Source organism: Streptomyces sp. NPDC020958 (genome assembly GCF_055562175.1).
In genome coordinates, this window is the sequence record NZ_JBVHFU010000009.1 from 75,192 (window position 1) to 93,216 (window position 18,025).

14 protein-coding genes are annotated in these 18,025 nt (G+C 69.4%); 13 read left to right on the forward strand and 1 reads right to left on the reverse strand.

Annotation, left to right across the window (positions count from 1 at the left end; genetic code table 11):
• Window positions 1–126 precede the first annotated feature (126 nt).
• The 4 genes from tig (at window position 127) to clpX (ending at window position 4,702) form a co-directional block, all read left to right on the forward strand.
• Window positions 127–1,527, forward strand: coding sequence for a trigger factor (gene tig, locus ACZ3KP_RS24950; protein WP_467501798.1), 1,401 nt, complete (start codon window positions 127–129; stop codon window positions 1,525–1,527).
• A gap of 344 nt (window positions 1,528–1,871) precedes the next feature.
• Window positions 1,872–2,477, forward strand: a complete 606-nt coding sequence (locus tag ACZ3KP_RS24955) for an ATP-dependent Clp protease proteolytic subunit (RefSeq protein WP_132887059.1) — start codon at window positions 1,872–1,874, stop codon at window positions 2,475–2,477.
• Window positions 2,478–2,547: 70 nt separating this feature from the next.
• Window positions 2,548–3,213, forward strand: coding sequence for an ATP-dependent Clp protease proteolytic subunit (locus tag ACZ3KP_RS24960; protein ID WP_089107499.1), 666 nt, complete (start codon window positions 2,548–2,550; stop codon window positions 3,211–3,213).
• Window positions 3,214–3,415: 202 nt separating this feature from the next.
• Complete coding sequence (gene clpX, locus ACZ3KP_RS24965; protein WP_132886825.1) at window positions 3,416–4,702, forward strand: ATP-dependent Clp protease ATP-binding subunit ClpX; 1,287 nt, start codon at window positions 3,416–3,418, stop codon at window positions 4,700–4,702.
• A gap of 79 nt (window positions 4,703–4,781) precedes the next feature.
• On the opposite strand, the gene ACZ3KP_RS24970 is transcribed toward clpX, so the two are convergent.
• Complete coding sequence (locus ACZ3KP_RS24970; RefSeq protein ID WP_467501799.1) at window positions 4,782–5,762, reverse strand: hypothetical protein; 981 nt, start codon at window positions 5,760–5,762, stop codon at window positions 4,782–4,784.
• 137 nt (window positions 5,763–5,899) lie between these two features.
• On the opposite strand from ACZ3KP_RS24970, the gene ACZ3KP_RS24975 reads away from it, so the two are divergent.
• The 9 genes from ACZ3KP_RS24975 (at window position 5,900) to rodA (ending at window position 18,008) form a co-directional block, all read left to right on the forward strand.
• Window positions 5,900–8,524, forward strand: coding sequence for a valine--tRNA ligase (locus ACZ3KP_RS24975; RefSeq protein WP_467501800.1), 2,625 nt, complete (start codon window positions 5,900–5,902; stop codon window positions 8,522–8,524).
• Window positions 8,525–8,763: 239 nt separating this feature from the next.
• Window positions 8,764–10,275 carry a bifunctional tetrahydrofolate synthase/dihydrofolate synthase gene (gene folC, locus ACZ3KP_RS24980; RefSeq protein ID WP_467501801.1) on the forward strand — a complete coding sequence of 504 codons (1,512 nt, stop codon included), beginning with the start codon at window positions 8,764–8,766 and terminating at the stop codon, window positions 10,273–10,275.
• Between the two features lie 2 nt (window positions 10,276–10,277).
• Window positions 10,278–10,649: a DUF4233 domain-containing protein gene (locus ACZ3KP_RS24985; protein ID WP_358972761.1), complete on the forward strand. Its 372-nt coding sequence runs from the start codon at window positions 10,278–10,280 to the stop codon at window positions 10,647–10,649.
• Window positions 10,650–10,713: 64 nt separating this feature from the next.
• Complete coding sequence (ndk, locus tag ACZ3KP_RS24990; RefSeq protein WP_132886821.1) at window positions 10,714–11,127, forward strand: nucleoside-diphosphate kinase; 414 nt, start codon at window positions 10,714–10,716, stop codon at window positions 11,125–11,127.
• Window positions 11,128–11,596: 469 nt separating this feature from the next.
• A complete protein-coding gene (locus ACZ3KP_RS24995; protein WP_046734341.1) occupies window positions 11,597–12,616 on the forward strand; it encodes a rod shape-determining protein in 1,020 nt (339 codons plus the stop codon).
• Window positions 12,617–12,774: 158 nt separating this feature from the next.
• Complete coding sequence (gene mreC / locus ACZ3KP_RS25000; protein ID WP_358972764.1) at window positions 12,775–13,728, forward strand: rod shape-determining protein MreC; 954 nt, start codon at window positions 12,775–12,777, stop codon at window positions 13,726–13,728.
• 13 nt (window positions 13,729–13,741) lie between these two features.
• The gene (gene mreD, locus ACZ3KP_RS25005) at window positions 13,742–14,419 is read left to right on the forward strand and encodes a rod shape-determining protein MreD (RefSeq protein WP_467501802.1); all 678 of its coding nucleotides are present in this window, start codon (window positions 13,742–13,744) and stop codon (window positions 14,417–14,419) included.
• Window positions 14,420–14,559: 140 nt separating this feature from the next.
• Window positions 14,560–16,812 (forward strand): penicillin-binding protein 2, encoded by a 2,253-nt coding sequence (gene mrdA, locus ACZ3KP_RS25010; protein ID WP_467501803.1) that lies wholly within the window; start codon window positions 14,560–14,562, stop codon window positions 16,810–16,812.
• The gene (gene rodA, locus ACZ3KP_RS25015) at window positions 16,809–18,008 is read left to right on the forward strand and encodes a rod shape-determining protein RodA (protein ID WP_467501804.1); all 1,200 of its coding nucleotides are present in this window, start codon (window positions 16,809–16,811) and stop codon (window positions 18,006–18,008) included. The genes mrdA and rodA overlap by 4 nt, the downstream gene beginning before the upstream one ends.
• Window positions 18,009–18,025: the final 17 nt, after the last annotated feature.

The following is an 18,025-nucleotide window of genomic DNA, read 5'->3' on the forward strand; positions in this document are numbered from 1 at the left end:
AAGCTGCGCGCCCGTGTGTCCCGGCCCGCCAGACGGCGGCCTACGAACTCCTCCGGGCGGCGAAACTCCGCCGGGCCCCTCTGGCGCCGGCAGAACCCAAGAAGTCAGCCACAAGGAGACCGAACCGTGAAGAGCGCCGTGGAGACCCTGAACCCGACCCGGGTTCGGCTCACTGTCGAGGTGCCCTTCGAGGAGCTCAAGGACAGCCTCGACGCGGCGTACAAGAAGATCAACCAGCAGGTCACGGTGAAGGGCTTCCGCAAGGGCAAGATCCCGGCCCGCGTCATCGACCAGCGGTTCGGCCGCGGTGCGGTCCTGGAGGAGGCCGTCAACGACGCGCTTCCGAAGTTCTACACCGACGCGGTCAACGAGGCCGAGCTGAGCCCCCTGGGCCAGCCCGACGTCGACATCACCGAGCTGAAGGACGGCGACACGCTGAACTTCACCGCCGAGGTCGACGTCCGCCCCGCCCTCGAGATCCCGGACTACACCGGCATCGAGGTCGAGGTCGACGCCGTCGAGGTGACCGACGAGGACGTCGAGAAGTCCGTGGAGCAGCTCCGCGAGCGCTTCGCCTCGACCTCTCCCGTCGAGCGCCCCGCCGAGGACGGCGACGTCGTCACCATCGACCTGGAGGCCAAGGTCGACGGCGAGGTGCTGGAGGACGGCATCGCCAACGGCGTCTCCTACACCATCGGCTCCGGCGAGCTGCTCGACGGCATCGACGACGCCGTCAAGGGCAAGTCGGCCGGCGAGGAGGCCACCTTCACCTCCGAGCTCAAGGGCGGCTCCGCGGCCGGCAAGGAGGCCGAGGTCACCGTAAAGATCACCCAGGTCGCCGCGCGTGAACTGCCCGAGCTGGACGACGAGTTCGCGCAGCTCGCCTCCGAGTTCGACACCCTGGAGGAGCTGAAGGCGGACAGCCGCAAGCGGCTCGCCAACATGAAGACGTACGACCAGGCCACCCAGGCCCAGGAGCGCGTCCTCGAGAAGCTCCTGGAGCTCGTCGAGGTGCCCGTCCCCGAGAAGCTCCTCGAGGACGAGATCAACACCCGCAAGCACAACCTGGAGCACCACCAGCTCGGCCAGATGGGCCTCGACCTCGAGAAGTACCTGGAGATCCAGGGCAAGACCGCCGAGGAGTTCGAGACCGAGACCCGCGAGGCCGCGGTCAAGGGCATCAAGACCCAGTTCGTCCTCGACGAGCTGGTCAAGAAGGAGAACCTCAACGTCAACCAGGAGGAGCTCACCGAGCACCTCATGCGGCGTGCGGCCTCCTCCGGCATGTCCCCCGACCAGTTCGCCCAGGCCGTCGTCGAGGGCGGCCAGGTCCCGCTCCTGGTCGGCGAGGTCGCCCGCGGCAAGGCCCTGGCCGTCGTGGTCGAGGCCGCCACGGTGAAGGACACCAACGGCGAGATCGTCGACCTGGACGACGAGGACGAGGACGAGGCGGAGAGCGCGACGGAGGCCCCTGAGGCCGCCGCCGAGGCCGCCGACGCCGCCGCCGAGGAGAAGGCCGAGGGCTGAGCCCTCCGGCGCCCGTAACGGCGTACAGGGGCCCCTGGGACCGCGAATCCCCGGGGCCCTTCCGTCGTTCCTGGGCTGCGACGCGCCCCTGAGGGGCGCGGGGAACTGCGCGACAAGCCACGCCGCCCGCGCCCGCGCCCGGGCGCCCCGCAACCACGGCGCGTAGCGACCGGCCCACCGCCGTAGCCGCTACGCCCCCGGCGAACAGCCCTCTTACCGGGATTCCCCGAAGGGACCATCGCGTTAGGGTCCATGAGTACGAGGGCAGCCAAGCCCCCGGCTACGGAAACGTGAGACGGCCCGGCGCCGTCGTAAGACGAGCAGGTGGATACGTGACGAATCTGATGCCCTCCGCCGCCGGCGAGCCTTCCATCGGTGGTGGCCTCGGCGACCAGGTCTACAACCGGCTGCTCGGCGAGCGGATCATCTTCCTCGGCCAGCAGGTCGACGACGACATCGCCAACAAGATCACCGCGCAGCTGCTGCTCCTTGCGGCCGACCCCGACAAGGACATCTTCCTCTACATCAACAGCCCCGGCGGCTCGGTGACGGCCGGCATGGCGATCTACGACACCATGCAGTTCATCCCGAACGACGTGGTGACCATCGGCATGGGCATGGCGGCCTCGATGGGCCAGTTCCTGCTCACCGGCGGCACCGCCGGCAAGCGCTTCGCCCTGCCGCACACGGACATCATGATGCACCAGGGCTCCGCGGGCCTCGGCGGTACGGTCTCGGACATCAAGATCCAGGCCCAGTACCTGCTGCGCACCAAGAAGACCATGACGGAGCTGACCGCGCTGCACTCCGGTCAGTCGATCGAGACGATCCTCCGCGATGCCGACCGCGACCGCTGGTTCACCCCGGAAGAGGCCAAGGAGTACGGTCTCATCGACGGGATCATCACGCATGCCTCCGGTGTTCCGGGAGGCGGTGGCACCGGCGCCTGAGACCAGGCCCGGCCACGCCACGCTCCGCGACTCCAGCCCCCCGAACGCCACCAGGACGGTGAACACCCTCATGAGCAACATCCCCGGCGCCGCTGACGCCCGCTACGACGGGCCCCGGCCCGACGCCCGCTATGTCATCCCGCGCTTCGTCGAGCGCACCTCCCAGGGCATCCGCGAGTACGACCCGTACGCGAAGCTCTTCGAGGAGCGCGTGATCTTCCTCGGCGTCCAGATCGACGACGCCTCCGCCAACGACGTCATGGCGCAGCTGCTGTGCCTGGAGTCGATGGACCCCGACCGGGACATCTCGATCTACATCAACAGCCCGGGCGGCGACATGACCGCCCTCACGGCGATCTACGACACGATGCAGTTCGTGAAGCCCGACATCCAGACGGTCTGCATGGGCCAGGCGGCCTCCGCCGCGGCCATCCTGCTGGCCGCCGGCACGCCCGGCAAGCGCATGGCGCTGCCGAACTCCCGGGTGCTGATCCACCAGCCGGCCGGTTCCACCGGCCGGGGCCAGCTCTCCGACCTGGAGATCATCGCCAACGAGTTCACGCGGATGCGGGAACAGCTGGAGGACATGCTGGCCAAGCACTCCAACCGGCCGATCGAGCAGGTCCGCGAGGACATCGAGCGCGACAAGATCCTCACGGCCGAGGAAGCGCTCGAGTACGGCATCGTGGACCAGATCATCTCCACCCGGAAGATGAACAACTCGTCCGTCCGCTGACCGAGGCCGCTGACAGAGGATGTATTCTCTGCCGCCCTTGGCACGGTTTGACGACGTGCTAGGCAAGGTGCACGTCAAAGTGAACCGTGCCAAGGGGGGCCCGTACGGGGGCCCGGGCAAGGTACCGTCGACATAAGGCAGCACCAGGAGCCGCTGGATTCGACAGAGTCCAGGCGTCTCCCAGGCGAAGGGGAAGCACACCGTGGCACGCATCGGTGACGGCGGCGATCTGCTCAAGTGCTCGTTCTGCGGCAAGAGCCAGAAGCAGGTCAAGAAGCTCATCGCAGGGCCCGGTGTGTACATCTGCGACGAGTGCATCGATCTCTGCAACGAGATCATCGAGGAGGAGCTCGCCGAGACGAGCGAGGTGCGCTGGGAGGAACTCCCCAAGCCCCGCGAGATCTACGAGTTCCTGGAGGGCTACGTGGTGGGCCAGGAGCCCGCCAAGAAGGCCCTCTCGGTCGCGGTGTACAACCACTACAAGCGCGTCCAGGCAGGGGAGAACGGCGGCGCCCAAGGCCGTGACGACGCCATCGAGTTGGCGAAGTCCAACATCCTGCTGCTGGGCCCCACGGGCTCCGGCAAGACCCTCCTGGCGCAGACCCTGGCCCGCATGCTGAACGTCCCGTTCGCGATCGCCGACGCCACCGCGCTGACGGAGGCCGGCTACGTGGGCGAGGACGTCGAGAACATCCTCCTCAAGCTGATCCAGGCCGCCGACTACGACGTCAAGAAGGCCGAGACCGGGATCATCTACATCGACGAGATCGACAAGGTCGCCCGGAAGAGCGAAAACCCGTCGATCACCCGGGACGTCTCCGGTGAGGGCGTCCAGCAGGCCCTGCTGAAGATCCTCGAAGGCACCACGGCCTCCGTCCCGCCGCAGGGCGGCCGCAAGCACCCGCACCAGGAGTTCATCCAGATCGACACGACGAACGTGCTGTTCATCGTGGGCGGCGCGTTCGCCGGACTGGAGAAGATCATCGAGTCCCGGGCGGGCGCCAAGGGCATCGGCTTCGGCGCCACCATCCGCTCCAAGCGGGAGCTGGAGGCCAAGGACCAGTTCGAGGACGTCATGCCCGAGGACCTGGTCAAGTTCGGCATGATCCCCGAGTTCATCGGCCGCCTCCCCGTCATCACCAGCGTCCACAACCTGGACCGGGAAGCCCTCCTCCAGATCCTCGTCGAGCCGCGCAACGCGCTGGTCAAGCAGTACCAGCGCCTGTTCGAACTCGACGGTGTGGAGCTGGACTTCGAGCGCGAGGCCCTGGAGGCCATCGCCGACCAGGCCATCCTCCGCCAGACCGGCGCCCGCGGCCTGCGCGCCATCATGGAGGAGGTCCTGATGTCGGTGATGTACGAGGTGCCGTCCCGCAAGGACGTGGCCCGCGTCGTCATCACGGCCGACGTCGTCCACTCCAACGTCAACCCGACCCTGATCCCCCGCGACGCCCGCGGCCGGGGATCGGGCGAGCAGAAGTCGGCGTGACCGCGCTCGACTCGCAAGCGCACGAAAGCGCCGGGCCCCTCCTCGGAGGGGCCCGGCGCTTTCGTCGTCCTCCGCCCGCCTACCTGGCGACGCGCACCTCACCCCGTACGTCGGCGGCGATCTTCGCCGACTCGTCGACGCTGTACGTCTTCACCGCCGCCGTCGGCTCCACGATGCCGATGGTGCTGTAGTCCGCCCAGATGCACAGGTACGCCGTCTGGGTCTTGCCGGTGAGCTGGTTCTTGCCCTTCGCCTGCTGGCACTTCATCACCGCGCCGTCCAGGCCGGCCGGGGACACGGACTGCGCGTCGCCGACGAACTGCACGCCGTCGGACGAGGAACCGTCCTTCTTCATGTTCGCGAAGGTGACGTCGAGCGCCGTCTGCGGGTCCTTCACCGTGCCGTACACCCCGAACAGGGTGACGTTCTCGGCGGTCTGCGCCTTCGCCACGTCCGTCGGATCGGTGAGCTTCAGGGACTGCAGGTCGACGGTCGAGTAGATCGCGTTGACCGAGGTGGCGTCGGTGACACCGGCCTGCGCGAGGTCCTTCGCGTCGCTCGAACTCGCCTTCTCCTCGCTGGAGTCACCCACCCGCTGGTACTTGGCGGACAGCAGGGAGGCCGGCGCGGTGAGCTTGTGCGGCCCGTCGTCCGTCAGCCCGCTCCCACCGCCCGCGAGCACGAAGTACGCGCCCACCGCGACGGCGGCCACCACCGCCACCGCCCCGATGATCAGGCCCGTCTTCTTCTTCCCGCCCCCCGAAGCCGGCGGCTGCGGAGCGCCGTAGGGCGGCTGGCCGTACGGCGGCTGGCCGTACGGTGGCGGCTGCTGCCCGTAGGGGTTCTGCTGCGGGGGAACGCCCTGCTGCGGGTAGCCGTACCCCGGCTGCGGGGGCTGCTGCCCGTAGGGCCCGGGCTGGGCCTCAGGCGCCTGCTGGGGGTAGCCGTAGCCGGGCTGGGGCGCCTGCGGCGGCGAGCCGTACGGACCCGGCTGCTGCCCGTACGGTCCCGGCTGCTGAGGCGGCGGCCCCCCGTACGGGCCCGGCTGGTTGTAGCTCATCTCTGGGTTCCCCTCCAGATGCTTATGTGTTCCTCACATCCTGGCGCAGTCACAGGGGACCCACGGCGCGGGGGTCTTCGCCGTTACAGAACAAACGCGTTTCGGGACACGCCCGGGACACCTCTAAACTGAGCCCCGTGACCGAGAACGCTCAGCAGCAGCCCACCGCGCCCAGCACCGAACTGCCGACCCAGTACGCGCCGGCCGATGTAGAGCGGGCGCTGTACGAGCGCTGGGTGGAGCGCGGTTACTTCGCGGCCGACGCCAAGAGCGACAAGCCCCCGTACACCATCGTCATCCCCCCGCCGAACGTCACCGGCTCGCTGCACCTGGGCCACGCCTTCCAGCACACGCTGATGGACGCGCTGACCCGCCGCAAGCGCATGCAGGGCTTCGAGGCGCTGTGGCTGCCGGGCATGGACCACGCCGGCATCGCCACCCAGAACAAGGTCGAGCAGCAGCTCGCCGAGGAGGGCAAGTCCCGCCACGACCTGGGCCGCGAGGAGTTCGTCGAGCGGGTCTGGCAGTGGAAGGAAGAGTACGGCGGCAAGATCCTCGGCCAGATGCGCCGGCTCGGCGACGGCGTCGACTGGGACCGCGAGCGCTTCACCATGGACGAGGGCCTGTCCAAGGCCGTCCAGACCATCTTCAAGAAGCTCTACGACGACGAGCTGATCTACCGCGCCGAGCGCATCATCAACTGGTGCCCGCGCTGTCTGACGGCCATCTCGGACATCGAGGTGGAGTACCAGGAGGACGACGGCGAGCTGGTCTCCATCAAGTACGGCGAGGGCGAGGAGACGCTGGTCGTCGCCACCACCCGCGCGGAGACGATGCTCGGTGACACGGCCGTCGCCGTCCACCCCGACGACGAGCGCTACCGCCACCTCGTCGGCAAGCGCATCAAGCTCCCGCTGACCGACCGCACCATCCCGGTCGTCGCGGACGCGCACGTCGACCCGGAGTTCGGCACGGGCGCCGTCAAGGTCACCCCGGCCCACGACCCGAACGACTTCGCGATCGGCCAGCGCCACGGCCTGGAGTCCATCACCGTGATGGACGAGCGTGCCGTCATCACGGCCCACGGCCCCTTCCAGGGTCTGGACCGCTTCGAGGCCCGCTCGGCGATCGTCGGCGCCCTGCGCTCGCAGGGCCGGATCGTCGCCGAGAAGCGGCCCTACGTCCACTCCGTCGGCCACTGTTCGCGCTGCAAGACCACCATCGAGCCGCGCCTGTCCATGCAGTGGTGGGTCAAGGTCGGCCCGCTCGCGCAGGCCGCGGGCGACGCGGTCCGCGACGGCCGGGTGAGGATCCACCCCGAGGACATGTCGAAGCGGTACTTCGACTGGGTCGACAACATGCACGACTGGTGCATCTCGCGCCAGCTGTGGTGGGGCCACCGCATCCCCGTCTGGTACGGCCCGGACGGCGAGGTCGTCTGCGTCGGCCCCGACGAGCAGCCGCCCACCGGTGAGGGCTGGACGCAGGACACCGACGTCCTCGACACCTGGTTCTCCTCCGGCCTGTGGCCGTTCTCCACCCTCGGCTGGCCCGAACAGACCGCCGACCTGCGGAAGTTCTACCCGACCGACGTCCTGCTCACCGGCCACGACATCATCTTCTTCTGGGTCGCCCGGATGATGATGTTCGGCCTGTACGCCATGGACGGCGAGGTCCCCTTCCGCACCATCGCGCTGACCGGCCTGGTCCGTGACGAGCGCGGCAAGAAGATGTCGAAGTCCTTCGGCAACGTCGTCGACCCGCTGGACTGGATGGACAAGTACGGCTCCGACGCCGTCCGCTTCACCCTGGCCCGCGGTGCCAACCCCGGCACCGACGTCCCGATCGGCGAGGACTGGGTCCAGGCGTCCCGCAACTTCGCCAACAAGATCTGGAACGCGACCCGGTTCGCGCTGATGAACGGCGCGACCGTCGAGGGCCCGCTCCCGGACGCCGCCGAGATGTCGGCGACCGACCGCTGGATCCTCTCCCGCCTGAACGAGACGGTCGCGGAAGTCGACGCGTTCTACGACGACTTCCAGTTCGCGAAGCTGTCCGACTCCCTCTTCCACTTCGCGTGGGACGAGGTCTTCGACTGGTACGTCGAGCTGTCCAAGACCACCTTCCAGGCGGGCGGCCGGGGCGCCGAGGTCTCCCAGCGCGTCCTCGGCGAGGTCCTCGACGTCACGCTCAAGCTGCTCCACCCGGTCGTCCCGTTCGTCACGGACACCCTGTGGACCACGCTGACCGGCGGCGAGTCCGTCGTGATCGCCGACTGGCCGAAGGACTCGGGCTTCCGGGACCAGGCCGCCGAACGCGAGATCGAAACCCTCCAGTCCGTCATCACCGAGGTCCGCCGCTTCCGCGCCGACCAGGGCCTCCAGCCCGGCCAGCGGGTCCCGGCGCGCCTGACCCTGGACGGCACGGCGCTGGCCCCGCACGAGGCCGCGATCCGCCAGCTGCTGCGCCTCCAGCCGGAGGGCGACACGTTCACCGCCACCGCCACCCTGCCGGTCGCCGGCGCCGAGGTCGCCCTGGACCTCTCCGGCACCATCGACGTCGCCGCGGAGCGCAAGCGCCTGGCGAAGGACCTCGCGGCGGCCGAGAAGGAGAAGGCACAGGCGACGGCCAAGCTCGGCAACGAGGCGTTCCTGGCGAAGGCCCCGGACAACGTGGTGGACAAGATCCGCGGCCGCCTCGCCAAGGCGGACGAGGACATCACCCGCCTCCAGACCCAACTGGACCGCCTCCCGGAGGCGTGACCCCCGACCACCCCGACGGGCGCGCCGCCCCTCCTCCAGGAGGGACGGCGCGCCCGTCCGTGTCGGCGTCAACCCGCGCCCGCCGCTGCGACACGCTCGCCCCCGCCCACCGACCGTGCCGCCGACCGGCAGGCCCCCGCGGGTGGTCGGCGAGCCGTCCCCGGCGCTGGCGGCCGGCGCTGCTCCCGTCGGTGGTGACCGCGCGTACGTGGATGCGGGTGGCTCCGTAGACTGGTTCCGTGAGTGATCTGCCCCCGCGCGACCCCAACGAGAGTTTCGACGACTTCGACGAGATCATCTCGGCCGAGACGGACCGCGACCCCGATCTCGCGGTGATCGAGGCCGGCAGCCGGACCCTGCGTACCCAGGGCGGTCCGCAGCAGCCCGACGTCCCGGCCCGCCCCGAGGACCCCGAGGTCGACCGTGCCCTGCGCGAGGTGGAGGCGGAGCTCGCCACCCGCTGGGGCGAGACCAAGCTGGAGCCCTCGGTCGCCCGTATCGCCGCCCTCATGGACGTGCTGGGCGAGCCGCAGCGCTCGTACCCCTCGATCCACATCACCGGTACCAACGGCAAGACCTCCACCGCCCGCATGATCGAGGCCCTGCTCGGCGCCTTCGAACTGCGCACCGGCCGCTACACCAGCCCGCACGTCCAGTCGATCACCGAGCGCATCAGCCTCGACGGCGCCCCGGTCTCCGCCGAGCGGTTCATCGAGACGTTCCACGACATCAAGCCCTACCTCGACCTGGTCGACTCCCAGCAGGACCACCGGCTGTCCTTCTTCGAGGTGCTCACCGGCATGGCGTACGCGGCGTTCGCGGACGCCCCCGTGGACGTCGCGGTCGTCGAGGTCGGCATGGGCGGCTCCTGGGACGCCACGAACGTCATCGACGGCGACGTCGCCGTGGTCACCCCCATCGACCTCGACCACACCGACCGGCTCGGCGGCACCACCGCGGAGATCGCCGCCGAGAAGGCCGGGATCATCAAGCAGGACGCGACGGTCATCCTGGCCCAGCAGCCCGTGGACGCGGCCCAGGTGCTGCTGAAGAAGGCCGTCGAGGTGGACGCGACCGTGGCCCGCGAAGGCCTGGAGTTCGGCGTCGTCGCCCGCCAGGTCGCCGTCGGTGGCCAGCTGCTCACCCTGCGCGGCCTGGGCGGCGAGTACAGCGGGGTCTATCTCCCGCTGCACGGCCCCTACCAGGCCCACAACGCGTCCGTCGCGCTCGCCGCCGTCGAGGCGTTCTTCGGGGTCGGCTCCCAGCGCCCCGAGCCCCTCGACATCGACACGGTCCGCAAGGCGTTCGCCGGGGTCTCCTCGCCGGGCCGCCTCGAAGTCGTACGACGCTCTCCCACCGTCGTCCTGGACGCCGCCCACAACCCGGCCGGCGCCCGCGCCACCGCCGAGGCCGTCGGCGAGGCCTTCGACTTCAGCCGGCTGATCGGCGTGGTCGGGGCCAGCGCCGACAAGAACGTCCGGGGCCTCCTGGAGGCCTTCGAGCCGGTCTTCGCCGAGGTCGTGATCACCCAGAACACCAGTCACCGCGCGATGGACGCGGACGAACTGGCCGCGATCGCCGTCGACGTCTTCGGCGAGGACCGCGTCCAGGTCGAACCGCGGCTGCCGGACGCCCTGGAGGCCGCGATCACGCTGGCCGAGGAAGAGGGCGAGTTCGCCGGCGGCGGGGTGCTGGTCACCGGCTCCGTCATCACCGTGGGCGAGGCCCGACTGCTCCTCGGGAGGGGCTGACCATGCGCACGCTGTGTTCCTCGACGCTGATCGGCGAGTTCTTCGTGATCGGCTTCGCCGCCCTGGTCGCCATGAAGGACCCCGACCTGTCCGCCGCCACGGTGTGGCTGGTCAGCGGCGTCGCGATGGCCCTGTGCGTGGCCCTGTGCGGGGTGATCACCCGCCCGGGCGGCGTCGCTCTCGGCTGGGCCCTGCAGCTCGCCCTGATCGCCTCCGGTGTCTTCGTCCCGACGATGTACTTCCTGGGCGCGGTCTTCGCGGGTCTGTGGTGGGCCTCGGTGCACTACGGCCGGAAGATCGACGAAGCCAAGGCCCGCTTCGCGGCGCAGGCCGCCGCGGGGACCGGGGCCCCCTCCACACCTGACGCTGCGTAACGGGCCCCCGGACCCGCCCTGTAGCCTGCCCTCACCGCACACGTCAGTACCCGAAGGAGCCCTCGTGACCCAGCGCACCCTCGTCCTGCTCAAGCCCGACGCCGTCCGTCGCGGCCTGACCGGCGAGATCATCGGCCGTATCGAGCGCAAGGCCGGCTGGCAGATCACCGCGCTGGAACTGCGCACCCTGGACCGGGCCACCCTGGAGCAGCACTACGGCGAGCACGTCGGCAAGCCGTTCTACGAGCCGCTCGTCGAGTTCATGTCCTCCGGCCCGGTCGTCGCCCTGATCGTCGAGGGCGAACGGGTCATCGAGGGCATCCGCGCCCTCGCCGGCCCCACCGACCCGATCGCCGCCGCGCCCGGCTCCATCCGCGGCGACTTCGGCGTGATCGTCCGTGAGAACCTGATCCACGCGTCCGACTCCGAGGAGTCCGCCGAACGCGAGGTCAAGATCTTCTTCCCGGGCCGCGCCTAGGCCCTGTCGTCACATTCCCGTCGTCGCCCGGAGGGCGGCCCTGCGGCGTCAGGTGCGTGCTCTGGGGGTCCCCCCCGGCCGAAGGCTGGGGGAGCGTGCATGGCGTCGCAGGGCAGGCGGGAATGTGACGACAGGGCCTAGCACCACGAGGCCCCGATGCGCTCCGTACGGAGTTTTCGTGGATCTTTCTGATGTGGCGTCAGGCCGTCGATCCGCATGACCTGGGGCGGCCGAACGATTTCGGCCGTCCCTCCGCATATGCGTGCCGATCGGGGGAACGCATGGCCCCGTTGGACCGTCTCCACAAGCGAGGCGGCCCCGTACATGCTGACAATGGCGAAGACCCTCGCGCAGTGTTCGTGCAGGCGCGTCTACGATGGAAGCCTTCACGTCACAGCACCCACTTCGCCGACCTGAAATGCCCTCAAAAGCTCCCGGGAAGGCCAGACGAATCCTGATGGGGAACTCAATGTCGTTCATCGGCCGTGACATGGCTGTCGACCTCGGGACCGCCAACACGCTGGTGTACGTCAGGGGTCGCGGGATCGTACTCAACGAGCCGTCCGTCGTCGCGATCAACACGAACACCGGTGGAATTCTCGCGGTCGGCGCGGAGGCGAAGAAGATGATCGGGCGCACGCCCGGCAACATCGTCGCCGTCCGGCCGCTGAAGGACGGCGTGATCGCCGACTTCGAGATCACCGAGCGGATGCTCCGTTACTTCATCCTGAAGATCCACAAGCGGCGCTACCTCGCCCGCCCGCGCGTGGTCGTGTGCGTGCCCTCCGGTATCACCGGTGTCGAGCGCCGCGCGGTCATCGAGGCGTCGTCGCAGGCCGGCGCCCGCCAGGTGCACATCATCGAGGAGCCCATGGCCGCCGCCATCGGTTCCGGCCTGCCGGTCCACGAGGCCACCGGCAACATGGTGGTGGACATCGGCGGCGGCACCACGGAGGTCGCGGTCATCTCGCTCGGCGGCATCGTCACCGCCCAGTCCATCCGCGTGGCCGGCGACGAACTGGACAACGCGATCATCCAGCACATCAAGAAGGAGTACAGCCTCCTCCTCGGTGAGCGGACGGCCGAACAAATCAAGATCACGATCGGTTCCGCGTACGAACTCGACTCCGACGAACACACCGAGATCCGCGGCCGCGACCTGGTGTCCGGCCTGCCGAAGACCGTCGTCATCTCCGCCGCCGAGGTCCGCAAGGCGATCGAGGAACCGGTCAACGCGATCGTCGACGCCGTCAAGACCACCCTCGACAAGTGCCCGCCGGAGCTGTCCGGCGACATCATGGACAGGGGAATCGTGCTGACCGGCGGCGGCGCCCTGCTGCGCGGTCTGGACGAGCGGCTGCGCCGGGAGACCGGCATGCCGATCCACATCGCCGAGGACCCGCTGGACAGCGTGGCGCTCGGCTCCGGCAAGTGCGTCGAGGAATTCGAGGCGCTCCAGCAGGTCCTGGACGCCCAGCCGCGCAGATGAGGTAACTCTTCGATTCCGCCGTACGAGATGATCTCCTCTCGTGCGGCGGATCGTTGATATAGAGGCATAAGCTCACACAAAACGAGCGCTGTTCACCCACCCCCCCCGCATACAACAAGCTCCCCAAGTTCCTATTGAGGAAGGCACGGCCGCCGCACGTGAGGGACACGAAAGAGAGCCGGCTGCTCCTGGTGCTGCTGATCGCCATCGCGTTCGCGCTGATCACGGTGGACATCCGAGGGGGCCGGAACTCCCCGGTCGACGGCGCCCGGCAGGCCGCGGCCGCGGTCTTCGGCCCGATCGAGAACGGCATGTCGACGGTCGTGGACCCGGTGGGCAACGCCGTCTCCGCCATCCGCGACTCCGGCGAACGCCACGACCGCCTCGCCCGCCTGGAGAACCAGAACGCCGCCCTCAAGGCCAAGCTCGGCAGCGACGACCGCAACCGCAGCCGCCTGCGCCAGCTCGACAAGATGCTCAACATCGCCGCCGAGGGCCAGTACGGCATCAAGGGCGCCCAGGTCATCGCCATAGGGTCGGCCCAGGGCTTCTCCTGGACCATCACCATCGACGTCGGCTACAACGACGGCATCAAACGGGACATGACCGTCCTCAACGGCGACGGCCTCGTCGGCCGCGTCACCACCGTCGGCCCCGACGCCTCCACCGTGCTGCTCGCCAACGACCCGGACTTCACCGTCGGCACCCGCATGGAGGGCAGCGACGAACTCGGCTTCGCCTCCGGACAGGGCGACCGCCCGCTGCGCGTCGAACTCCTCAACGGCAAGGCCGAGGTGAAGAAGGGCGACCGGCTCGTCACCTTCGGCTCCCAGGCCGACAAGCCCTTCGTACCCGGCGTCCCGGTCGGCACCGTCACCGGCGTCGACCCCTCCAACGGCGGCCTCACCCGCACCCTGTACGTCACGCCGTTCGTGTCCTTCACCAAGCTCGACGTCGTCGGCGTGGTCGTCGAGGCACCGAAGAAGGACCCGCGCGACGAGGTGCTCCCGGCCAAGCCCAAGCCGACCCCGACCCCCACGGTGACCGTCACGGTCACCCCGTCCGCGGACGCGAGCGCCAACGCGTCCGACACCACCGGCCAGCAGCAGTAGGAGCTGAATCCCCATGCGCGTCAACCGGATCCTGCTCTCCTCGGCCTTCATCGTCGTCGCCCTGGTGATCCAGGTGAGCGTCCTCGCCCGCCTGCACCTGCCCGGCGCCGTCCCCGACCTGATGCTCCTGACCGTCCTCGGCCTCGCCATGGTCTACGGCCATGTGGGCGGCGCCCTCGTCGGCTTCGGCGCCGGCCTCCTCGCCGACCTCGCCCCGCCCGCCGACCACGCGGCCGGCCGCTACGCCCTGGTGCTGTGCGTCGTCGGCTACTGCGCGGGCCTGATCAAACCGGAGAACGGCCGGCTGAAGTCCGCGACCGGCCCGATGCTCGTCGTGGTCGCCGCCGCCGTCGGCTCCACCCTGCTGTACGCGGGCGTCGGCGCCCTCGTCGGCGACACCGCCGCCCGGCACGTCGGCATGACCAGCCTGCTCGTCACCGCCGCCCTGTACGACCTGCTGCTCGCCCCGTTCGTGGTCCCCGGCGTGATGGCGCTGGCCCGCCGCGCCGACAACGACCCCCTCACCGAGGCCAACTCCGGCACCAAGGCCGGGAACGTCTCCGCGGGCTGGATCTCCTCCGGCACCGGACTGCGCGTCGGCGGCCGACGCGGCGCCCTCGGCTCCCTGAAGGCCAGGGCCCGCACCCGCAACGTCCGGGTCGGCCGCATCAAGGGGGTCAAGCGCCTGTGAACACGGGGGAGTCGGGCGACGGAGCCGTTCACAGCTCCGTCGGATATGACACGAACACACACCGCTGAGAGGGGGAGGCAGCCCAGTGACCAACGCCCACCCGTCTCCCACCACCACCCGTGAAGGAATGGGCTACGCCCATGACTAACATCCCGGAGACCGGTCGGACCCCACGGGTCCAGATCCGTCTCGTCGTCATCCAGATCCTCGTCCTGTCCCTGCTCGGCACCCTCGGCGGCCGCCTGTGGTACCTGCAGATCCGTGAGGGCGCCGCCTACCAGAAGGAGGCCTCCGGCAACCACGTCCAGCAGGTCGTCGACCCCGCGGTACGCGGCTCGATCCTGGACGCGCGCGGAGTGCCCCTGGCCGACAACGAGACCCGCCTCGTCGTCTCCGCCTCCCGCACCGACCTGCTCAAGCAGAAGGACGACGGCAGGGCGGTCCTCACCAAACTCGCGGGCGTCCTCGGCATGAAACCGGAGGAGGTCCTGCAGAAGGTCCGCCTCTGCGACGCCAAGACCCCCCAGCCCTGCTGGAACGGCTCCCCCTACCAGCCGATCCCCATCACCGACAAGGCCACCGCCAAGCAGGCCCTGCAGATCCGCGAACGCTCCGAGGACTTCCCCGGCATCACCGCCGAGCCCGAAGCCGTACGCCGCTACCCGGCCCCCGGCAAGGCCCACACCGCCCAGGTCCTCGGCTACCTCTCCCCGGTCACCGACGCCGAGATCCAGCAGGCCAAGGACACCTCCTCCCCGTACCTGCGCTCCGACATGGTCGGCCGCTCGGGCCTGGAGCGCGAGTACGACAAGGAACTGCGCGGCAAGGCCGGCGTCACCCGCTACGAGGTCGACAACCTCGGCCGCGTCATCGGCAAGGCCAAGTCCGACGCCGCCGAACCCGGCGCCAACCTGGTCACCAGCATCGACTCCCGCGTCCAGCGCGTCGCCGAGTACGAGCTGGACAAGGCCATGAAGACCGCCCGCCAGCAGTACGACGACATCACCCACGAGAACTACAAGGCGGACTCCGGCGCCGTCGTCGTGATGGAGGCCAAGACCGGCCGCATCGTCGCCATGGCCTCCGCCCCCGACTACGACCCGAACGTCTGGGTCGGCGGCATCTCCGCCAAGGACTACAAGGCCCTCACCGGCAAGGACTCCGACTACCCGCTGCTCAACCGGGCCATACAGGGTCAGGCCGCGCCCGGCTCGACGTTCAAGGTGGTCTCCACCGCCGCCGCCGTCCAGGCCGGGTACGCCTGGGACGGCGGCTACCCCTGCACCAGCTCCTACTCGGTGGGCGGCCAGGTCTTCAAGAACTTCGAGGGCGAGAACTTCGGCGACATCTCCCTGGGCCGCGCCCTGGAGGTCTCCTGCGACACCGTCTTCTACGGCCTCGCCGACCGCGAGTGGAAGAAGGACGGCGGCATCAACCCGAAGAAGGGCGAGCCCAAGGACTGGTTCTTCAAGACCGCCCACGAGTTCGGCCTCGGCAAGGAGACCGGCGTCGACCTGCCCAACGAGGTCACCGGCCGGGTCCCCGACCGCCAGTGGAAGCTCGACTACTGGAAGGCCAACAAGGACGCCTGGTGCAAGTCCGGCAAGAAGGACGGCTCCTACGTCGAGCGCATCGAGTACGAGAACTGCCTCGAAGGCAACAAGATGCGCGAGGGCGACGAGATCAACTACTCCATCGGCCAGGGCGACACCCTCGTCACGCCGATCCAGGAGGCCATGATCTACGGCGCCGTCGCCAACGGCGGCACCGAGTACCAGCCGACCATCGGCAAGGCCGTCATCAGCGCCGACGGCAAGTCCGTCCAGGAGATCAAGCCCAAGGCCGTCCGCAAGCTGCCCGTCAGCCAGGCCACCCTCAAGGGCATGAACGACGCCTTCGCCGGCGTCATCACCCGCGGTACCGCCGCCTGGAAGTTCAACGGCTGGCCCCAGGACAAGATCGCCCTGCACGGCAAGACCGGCACCGCCGAGGTCTACGGCAAGCAGACCACCTCGTGGCTGGCCACCTACAGCAAGGACTACACGGTCATCATGACCATCGCCCAGGCCGGTACCGGTTCCGGTGCCTCCGGTGAGGCGGTCCGCAACATCTACAGCGCGCTCTACGGCGTCTCGTCCGACGGCTCCATCGACAAGAACAAGGCGCTGCTGCCCACCCCGCAGCAGGGCCTGCCGAAGGTCCGCACCGACGGCACCATCGCCTCCCCGAAGGTCTCCAGGGACCCGGCGAAGGACTTCCAGGCCTCGCAGCAGGGCGACCAGCAGAACGGCGGCCAGCCGACCCCGGCCGCCACCACCGCCTCGCCGTCGGCGGGCAACCGCACCACCCGCAGGAAACCTCGCAGGCGCGGAAGCCGGAGGATGCTCACATGACCGGCGTCAACAGCTTCTCCGTCTCCGGATACGGCCCGGCACGCCCCGGCTGGACCAGGGTCTTCGCCCGCGACTCACTGGCCCGCCGACTGGACTGGCCGATGCTGCTGGCGGCCGTCGCCCTGTCCCTGCTCGGCTCCCTGCTGGTCTACTCCGCGACCCGCAACCGCACCGAGATCAACCAGGGCGACCAGTACTACTTCCTGGTCCGCCACCTGATGAACACCGGCATCGGGCTCGCCCTGATGATCGGCACCATCTGGGTCGGCCACCGCCAGCTGCGCAACGCCGTACCGATCCTCTACGGTCTGTCGCTGCTCGGCATCCTCGCGGTGCTCACCCCGCTCGGCGCCACCATCAACGGCAGCCGCAACTGGATCGTCTTCGGCGGCGGCTTCTCACTGCAGCCCGCCGAGTTCGTGAAGATCACGATCATCCTGGGCATGGCGATGATACTGGCGGCCCGGGTCGACGCCGGGGACAAGAAGTATCCCGACCACCGCACCGTCCTGCAGTCCCTCGGCCTGGCCGCGGTGCCGATCATGATCGTGCTCCTCATGCCCGACCTCGGCACGGTCCTGGTCATGGTGACGATCATCCTCGGCGTGCTGCTCGCCTCCGGCGCCTCCAACCGCTGGGTCTTCGGCCTGCTCACCGCCGGCGTGATCGGCTGCATCACGATCTGGCAGCTGCACGTCCTGGACGAGTACCAGATCGCCCGCTTCGCCGCCTTCGCCAACCCGAGCCTCGACCCGGCCGGCGTCGGCTACAACACCAACCAGGCCCGTATCGCCATCGGCTCCGGCGGCCTGACCGGCGCGGGCCTGTTCCACGGCTCGCAGACCACCGGCCAGTTCGTCCCCGAGCAGCAGACCGACTTCGTGTTCACGGTCGCGGGGGAGGAGCTCGGCTTCGTCGGCGCGGGCCTGATCATCCTGCTCATCGGCGTCATCCTGTGGCGCGCCTGCCGCATCGCCCGCGAGGCGCCCGAGCTGTACGGCACGATCGTCGCGGCCGGGATCGTCGCGTGGTTCGCGTTCCAGGCGTTCGAGAACATCGGGATGACCCTGGGGATCATGCCGGTCACCGGACTCCCCCTGCCGTTCGTGTCCTACGGCGGTTCCTCGATGTTCGCGGTCTGGGTGGCGGTGGGACTGCTCCAGTCGATCAGGGCGCAGCGGCCGATGTCGGCATAGGCCGCTGTCGGCATGGC

What these genes read in the sequence shown, in the direction of transcription:
- ACZ3KP_RS24955 (WP_132887059.1), top strand. Translation starts at nt 1,872, where the DNA reads ATGCCCTCCGCCGCCGGCGAGCCTTCCATCGGTGGTGGCCTCGGCGAC.
- ACZ3KP_RS24960 (WP_089107499.1), top strand. Translation starts at nt 2,548, where the DNA reads ATGAGCAACATCCCCGGCGCCGCTGACGCCCGCTACGACGGGCCCCGG.
- ACZ3KP_RS24970 (WP_467501799.1), bottom strand. Translation starts at nt 5,762, where the DNA reads ATGAGCTACAACCAGCCGGGCCCGTACGGGGGGCCGCCGCCTCAGCAG.
- ACZ3KP_RS24985 (WP_358972761.1), top strand. Translation starts at nt 10,278, where the DNA reads ATGCGCACGCTGTGTTCCTCGACGCTGATCGGCGAGTTCTTCGTGATC.
- ACZ3KP_RS24995 (WP_046734341.1), top strand. Translation starts at nt 11,597, where the DNA reads ATGTCGTTCATCGGCCGTGACATGGCTGTCGACCTCGGGACCGCCAAC.
- mreD (WP_467501802.1), top strand. Translation starts at nt 13,742, where the DNA reads ATGCGCGTCAACCGGATCCTGCTCTCCTCGGCCTTCATCGTCGTCGCC.
- mrdA (WP_467501803.1), top strand. Translation starts at nt 14,560, where the DNA reads ATGACTAACATCCCGGAGACCGGTCGGACCCCACGGGTCCAGATCCGT.
- rodA (WP_467501804.1), top strand. Translation starts at nt 16,809, where the DNA reads ATGACCGGCGTCAACAGCTTCTCCGTCTCCGGATACGGCCCGGCACGC.